Source organism: Corallococcus aberystwythensis, assembly GCF_003612165.1.
In the GTDB taxonomy this organism is placed as follows: domain Bacteria; phylum Myxococcota; class Myxococcia; order Myxococcales; family Myxococcaceae; genus Corallococcus; species Corallococcus aberystwythensis.
Genome location: NZ_RAWK01000397.1, coordinates 1 through 6,577 on the forward strand (window position 1 = coordinate 1; position 6,577 = coordinate 6,577).

Consider the following 6,577-nt stretch of genomic DNA (forward strand, 5'->3'; position numbering starts at 1 on the left):
GGTGGGGGCGGCGACGGGCTCCGGATCCGCCGGCGGCATGAAGCCGACAACGGTCTTCTCCTCCGGCTCGTCGTCCAGCCCGCCCAGCACGTCGAGCGTGTCGTCGCTGTCCGGGCCCAGCGAGTCGAGCGCGGAGATCTCCTCCAGGCCGGACGGGGACTCCGTCTCCTCCGGAGGCGCCACCACGGCCTCTTCCGGCGTGCCCGTCACGGGCTCGGACATGTCGCTGAACGCGTCGTCGAGCATGTCCAGGTCTTCCCCGGGCACCGCGGGCTCCTCGCCCGTGTCGACGGCGATCTCCTCACCGAAGTCCGTCGCGGGCTCCTCGCCCAGCGAGTCCAGCGTGAGGCTCTCGTCCACCACCTCGTTGCTGGCGGGGAGCTCCGGGAAGCCGATGACGCCGCCCACGCGCTCGATGAGGACGTTGGCATCCACCGGCTTCGCCACGTACTCGTCCGCGCGCGCCTTCAGCTTGCCGTGCGCCGCGAAGCCGTCCGGGTTGCCGATGATGACGATGGGCACCGTCTTCAGCTCGTCGTCCTTCTTCAGCTTGCCGCAGATGAGGTACCCGTTCTGCCCCGCGGACAGGTCCACCGCGAGCACCACGAGGTCCGGACGCTCACGGCGGATCAGCTCCACGCTGCCCTTGCCGTCGCCCGTCGTCTGCGCGGAGAAGCCCCGCGCCTCCAAGGACTGCTGCAGGGTGGTGGCGAGGGTGGCGTCGCTTTCGACGATCAGGATTCGCTTGGACATGAAGGGACGGCCATCCTGGGGGTGCGGCGCGCGGTGTGACGCCGCGAGGAACAGCAGCGGCGGCGCGCGAGAGTGAAGACGCCGTCGAGGCTATCGGCCATGCCTGGGACCGTCAATCTTCACACCGGGCGCAACGCCCGGCATTCAGTTGAGCAGGCGACCACGCAAGCCCCCGCTGCGCGAGGGCTTCAGGGCTGTAGCGAGACAGGCTGCACGCTGACCGCGGGCTTCACCTGCGAGGGGCGCACGAGCCCGTTCGAGCGGTGCTCCTGGTCCCGCAGCATCTGCAGGATGGCCGCGTCGTCCAGGTCCGTCACCAGCTCGTAGGTGACGTCCTGATCACGCCACGTGACGACGTTGTACGCCTGGCTGGAGTCCACGGCGACGTTCTCCACCGTGGGGCCCTCGTCCTTGATCACCCGCTGACCCGTCGCCGGGTACACGAACACGCCGATGTTGCGCTTGGGCTCGTTGGTGACGCGGGGCTGCGTCTCGTAGCTGACGTAGACGACTTCCTGGCCATTGAGCGTGGAGAAGCGCGCGCCCACGGGCCGGGCCTGCTGCAGGCGGGGCAGGGTGATGCGGTGCTCCACCTTGTCGTTGAACCACGCTTCAATCTGCTCCGGCGTGCCCGCGACGAACTCCAAAGGCCGCTGGCGCGTGTGGCGCTGCACGGCCTCCAGGATGGTGGCCTTCTGCGCCTTGCCGGACTGGTACATCATCCAGCCGCCGCTCACCGTGACCACCACCAGGGCCATGGCCCCGGCGCGCAGCCACTGGCTCACCTGCGCGCGGCGGTGCTCGCGGTGCAGGCCGGACTGGATGCCCGCGCGCAGTGACGCCGGCGCGCGGGTGCCCTGCGCGGAGATGGAGTGCTTCGCCGCCCGTCGCAGCGTCTGGCGGAGCTGCATCTCCTCGTCCACGCGCGCGACACACGCCTCGCAGCCTTCGAGATGCGACTCCACATCATGGCGTTCCTCGGGCTGGAATTCGCCGTCGAGGTACGGATACAGCAACCGCTCGAGTTCCTGGCAGGTCATGGGCGCTCGATGAGGTGGGCGGAGGGGGAAGGACGACGCCCCTCCAACCTCTTTCTAGCCTGCCTTCTTCCGGCGACGGAACTCTTCCAGGTCCGCCGGCGCCGGCACGGGGTCTCCGTCATGACGGAAGACACCCTGGCCCTCGGCGTACTCGCGCAGCGTCTTCTGGAGCAGCTTGCGGCCGCGGAACAGACGGCTCATCACCGTGCCCACGGGGCACTCGAGGATCTCCGCGATCTCCTTGTAGGAGAACTCCTGGAGGTCCGCGAGGATGACCACCAGCCGGAAATCGATGGGCAGCGAGTCGATGGAGCGCAGCACGTCGTCCGACAAGAGCCGGTCGAAGAAGTACTGCTCCGGGTTGGCCGCGAAGTCCGTCGCGTCCCGGCTCACGAAGCGCTCATGCACCGCCTCGCGCTCCACGCCCTCCACCACCGTGCGCTCCTTCACCTTGCGGCGGTAGCGGTTGATGAAGGTGTTCGTGAGGATCTTGAAGAGCCAGGCCTTGATGTTGGTCCCGCGCTCGAACTTGTCGAAGAAGCGGTAGGCCCGCATGCAGGTGTCCTGCACCAGGTCCTCGGCGTCACGCTCGTTCTTGGTCAACCGGAGCGCCGCCGAATACAGCGGATCCAGGTGCGCCAGCGCCAGCTCTTCGAATTCCTGCTTCGTCCGGTTGGGTTGCCTGAAGTCCAGCATCATGCTCCCGCCTTCCAGGGGCCCGAAATGATTGGGGAATGCGTCGCCTGCCTAACGGTCAATCTATGCACCGGAACAGACGGGTCAACAACGCTTTCCCCTGCCACGCCGCCCGCATGCCCGCTTCTGGAGTGCGGAGACGCCCGGCGGGATCATTTATTCCCCACGGTGGGAACCGGATGGGGCACCCGTACAAAGGTCCCCTCCAGGCAACCGGCCAGCACAGGGCTGGCCGGCTGTGGAGCGTGCTGCCGCTACGTCACTTCTTGCCGCTGAGCGCGTCCATCAGGGGTACATAGTCGTACCCCATGTCCTTGGCGACGGCCTCGTAGGTGATGTGGCCGTTGTAGGTGTTGATGGCGCGCTGGAGGGCGCGGTCGGACTTGAGGGCCTCCACCAGGCCCAGGTCCGCGATCTTCCGGGAGTAGGGACGGGTGGTGTTGGTGAGCGCGAACGTGGACGTCTGCGGCACCGCGCCGGGCATGTTCGCCACGCAGTAGTGGACGACGTCGCTCACCGTGAAGGTGGGGTTGTCGTGCGTGGTGGGCTTGCAGGTCTCGATGCAGCCGCCCTGGTCCACCGCGACGTCGACGACGACGGAGCCGGGCTCCATCTCGCCAATCAGCTCACGCGACACCAGCTTGGGCGCCTTGCCGCCGGGGATGAGCACGCCGCCGATGACGAGGTCCGACTCGCGCACGGTGCGCGCGATGGACTCCGTGTCCGACGCCAGCGTCTGCGCGCGGCCGAGGAACACGTCGTCCAGGTAGGTGAGGCGCTCCAGGTTCACGTCCAGGATGGTCACTTCCGCGCCCATGCCGACGGCGACCTTGGCGGCGCACAGGCCCACCACGCCACCGCCGATGACGGCCACGCGGCCGCGGCGCACGCCGGGCACGCCGCCCAGCAGGATGCCCTTGCCACCGTGGGCCTTCTCCAGGCACGCGGCGCCCACCTGGATGGCCATCTTGCCGGCCACTTCGGACATGGGCTTGAGCAGGGGGAGGCTGCCGTCGTCCAGCTGCAGCGTCTCGTAGGCGACCGCGGTGACCTTCTTCTTCAGGAGCGTCTTGGTGAGCTCCGGATCCACGCCGGCCAGGTGGAAGTACGTGTAGACGATCTGCCCTTGCTGCATGCGCTCGTACTCGGGCGCGATGGGCTCCTTCACCTTGCAGATCATCTCCGCGCGCTTCCACACTTCATCCGCGCTGGAGATGATCTGCGCGCCGACGCGCTGGTACTCCGAATCCGGGATGCCGGAGCCGACGCCAGCGTTCGTCTCGACCAGCACCGTGTGGCCCGCGCTGGTGAGCGCGCGCACGCCCGCAGGCACCATGCCGACACGGTACTCGCGGGTTTTGATCTCCTTGGGGACTCCGACGATCACGACTGCCTCCGACGAATGGGGGACTGCCTGGAAAACGTGGCGGACCCATAGACCAGGGCATGAGCGCTTTCAAGGCGCGCACGGGCGAGGCAGGGGACCCGCTGTGATGGGCCTCATTCATCCATCCACATGACGCGAGGCGTTGGACGCAGGCCGGCCCACCCGTGTTAGTTAACAGCGCATGACGCACGCGCCGAAACTGCTCTTCGCGGACCCCAAGGGCCGGGTCATGGAGCATCCCTATCTCATCGCCACGCTGCGCAGCGGCGAGGAACTCGTGCCCCCGCAGGACAAGCCCATCGCCCTGCCGGCGGCCGGGCGCCTGGTGCACCTGCCCGGCCGGCTGCCCGTGGGACTCAACCCGGACTCCGGTGAGCTGGAGCTCGTCCGCGAGATGAAGATGGGCGGCAAGACGTTCGTGCCCAATGCCGTGGGCGCGCTCCTGCCCCCCGGCTACACGCGCACGTTCCTTCCCGGCGAGGTGAAGGGCAGTGGGCCCATCCTGCCGCAGTGGGCGTACACGGCGGCGGCGTGGGGGGAGAAGGGCCCGCTCGCGTGGGCCATCCACACCGACCGGCGTTCGCACTGGGAGCCGGAGTCGTACTCCACGCCGGAGCTGAAGGGGCTCGTCACGGCGCACATGGAGCGCTTCCCGGACAGCCGCGTGCTCAAGCAATTGAAGACGTGCGCGCTCCTGTACCGGTGCTTCACGTCGCAGAACATCTTCTATGCTCGCGACGAGGGCGCCATCCCCGCGTCGGTGATGTGCAACGCGCGCTGCGTGGGCTGCATCTCGGATCAGCCCGCGGACGGGCCCCCGGCCTCGCACGAGCGCATGGATGACGGCCCCTCCGCGGAGGAGATGGCGGCCATCGGCCTGTACCACCTGGAGCACGCGCCGGGCCGCACCATGGTGAGCTTTGGCCAGGGCTGCGAGGGCGAGCCGCTCACGCGCTGGAAGTTCATCGCGGAGTCCATCCGCCTGATGCGCGCGAAGACGGACAGGGGCTCCATCAACATCAACACCAACGCCAGCCTCACGCACGGGCTCCGGGCCCTGCTGGACGCGGGGCTGGACGCCGTGCGCGTGTCGCTCAACTCCGCGTCCAAGGGGCTCTACGAGGCCTACTACAAGCCGGTGAAGTACGGCTGGGAGGACGTGGAGGCGTCCATCGCGCTGGCTCGCGAGCGGGGCGCGTACCTGGCGCTCAACCTGCTGCTGTTCCCCGGCGTCACCGACCGCGAGGGCGAGGTGGAAGCGCTGGAGAACCTGGTGCGCAAGTACCGCGTGGATCAGGTGCAGACCCGCTCGTTGTGCATCGACCCGCTCCAGTACCTGGAGGTCGCCCGGGGCGTGGGCGCGGGCGGCGAGCCGGTGGGCATCCGCACCCTCTTGAACCGGCTCAAGGCGGCGCGGCCGGGGCTCATCATCGGCAACTTCGCGCGCGGCCTGGACGAGCGGGAGAACGCCGCGGGCACGCCGGAGGTTTGACCGTCCGGGAGGGGACGGCTACAGAGCCGGGCATGGCCGCCTCCTTCCCTTCCGCGTTCCGTTTCGCCGTCCTCTGTCTCTCCTCCGGTGCCGTCCTGGGCGCTTGCAGCAGCAAGGCGCCCGAGGAGCCGGAGTTCGACCACGGCTTGAAGAAGCCGCTCGTGCGCAAGCTGCGCGAGGAGCTGGCGGAGACGCCGTGCGACAAGGCGAAGGCCCAGCAGCTGGGGCAGCTGCTGCTGGACTCGGGCGACACCAAGGGCCTCACCCGGGTGGCGGACACGTTCGGTGAGAAGTGCGGCCCCAACCTCGTCCTGCTCCAGCTGTCGTACACGGCCAACGCGCGCGCGGGGGAGAAGGAGCTGGCGCTGAAGGCCGCCACCGGGCTGGTGGCCGCGCAGCCGGACAACGCGAGCTACCACGTGTGGCGGGGCCTCTCTCTAGAGGCCCTGGGGCGTACCGAGGAGACCGCGGCGGAGTTGCAGAAGGCCTTCGACCTGCAGCCCGGCCAGCGTCCCATCCTCAATGCGCTGGTGAAGTCCTACGACGCGCTGGGCAAGCCCTGCGAGGCCCTGGCCGCGTACCAGCGCTTCGTGGAGAAGGCGAAGCCCTCCGAGGCGAAGTCCGCCGAGGTCCAGGAGCAGCTGCAGGAGCGGGCCGCCAAGACGAGCTGCCCGGCGGCGGAGAGCGCGACGCCCGATGCGTCCGTGCCGCCCGAGGCGGCCAAGACACCCTGAGGCGCGCGACTACTCGGCGCCAGGGGGCATCAGCTCCTTGGCGACGAGGCTGCCCATCACGGCGTCCTTCGGGATGTAGCCGTCGGCGCCGGCCTCGCGGCAGATGCGCTGGAGCTCCTCGACGTTCTCCCCGGAGCACAGCAGCACCTTGATGCCCTTGAAGAGGCTGTTGCTCTTGATGAAGCGGCAGAACTGTTCGCCGTTCACGTTGGGCATGCGCACGTCCAGCAACACCAGGTCCGGGCGCGTCTGCTTCTTCAAGATGATCTTCGTGGCCTTGTCCGCGGTGTCCGCGACGTGGACCTCGAAGCCCTTGGACACGAGGTCCGCTTCGATGATCCGCGCGGTCATCTCGCTGTCATCCACGATGAGGATGCGCGGCTTGCGCCCGCCGGCGGCCATGGGGGCCTTCGGCAATCCACCGGAGCCGGCGGTGGGAGCGGCCGGGGCAGCGGCGGCAGGGGGGGCCGTAGGG

Annotated in this window: 7 protein-coding genes; 2 read left to right on the forward strand and 5 right to left on the reverse strand. The window is 68.7% G+C overall.

Features of this window, described 5'->3' with window-relative positions:
• The 4 genes from D7W81_RS38720 to ald form a co-directional block, all read right to left on the reverse strand.
• The coding region (locus tag D7W81_RS38720; protein ID WP_147445783.1) for a response regulator at positions 1 to 753 on the reverse strand (753 nt) is incomplete at its 3' end.
• A gap of 188 nt (positions 754 to 941) precedes the next feature.
• Complete coding sequence (locus tag D7W81_RS38725; protein WP_120560370.1) at positions 942 to 1,793, reverse strand: anti-sigma factor family protein; 852 nt, start codon at positions 1,791 to 1,793, stop codon at positions 942 to 944.
• A 54-nt stretch (positions 1,794 to 1,847) separates the two neighbouring features.
• Entirely contained in the window at positions 1,848 to 2,489 is a 642-nt protein-coding gene (locus tag D7W81_RS38730) for a sigma-70 family RNA polymerase sigma factor (protein ID WP_120560374.1), read from the reverse strand.
• 259 nt (positions 2,490 to 2,748) lie between these two features.
• Positions 2,749 to 3,876 carry an alanine dehydrogenase gene (gene ald / locus D7W81_RS38735; RefSeq protein ID WP_120560371.1) on the reverse strand — a complete coding sequence of 376 codons (1,128 nt, stop codon included), beginning with the start codon at positions 3,874 to 3,876 and terminating at the stop codon, positions 2,749 to 2,751.
• A gap of 181 nt (positions 3,877 to 4,057) precedes the next feature.
• On the opposite strand from ald, the gene D7W81_RS38740 reads away from it, so the two are divergent.
• The gene (locus D7W81_RS38740; RefSeq protein ID WP_120560372.1) at positions 4,058 to 5,368 is read left to right on the forward strand and encodes a radical SAM family protein; all 1,311 of its coding nucleotides are present in this window, start codon (positions 4,058 to 4,060) and stop codon (positions 5,366 to 5,368) included.
• A 32-nt stretch (positions 5,369 to 5,400) separates the two neighbouring features.
• Complete coding sequence (locus tag D7W81_RS38745) at positions 5,401 to 6,102, forward strand: tetratricopeptide repeat protein (protein ID WP_120560373.1); 702 nt, start codon at positions 5,401 to 5,403, stop codon at positions 6,100 to 6,102.
• A gap of 9 nt (positions 6,103 to 6,111) precedes the next feature.
• Here D7W81_RS38745 and D7W81_RS38750 read toward each other — a convergent pair.
• On the reverse strand, positions 6,112 to 6,577 hold a 466-nt coding region (locus tag D7W81_RS38750; RefSeq protein ID WP_147445784.1), incomplete at its 5' end, for a response regulator.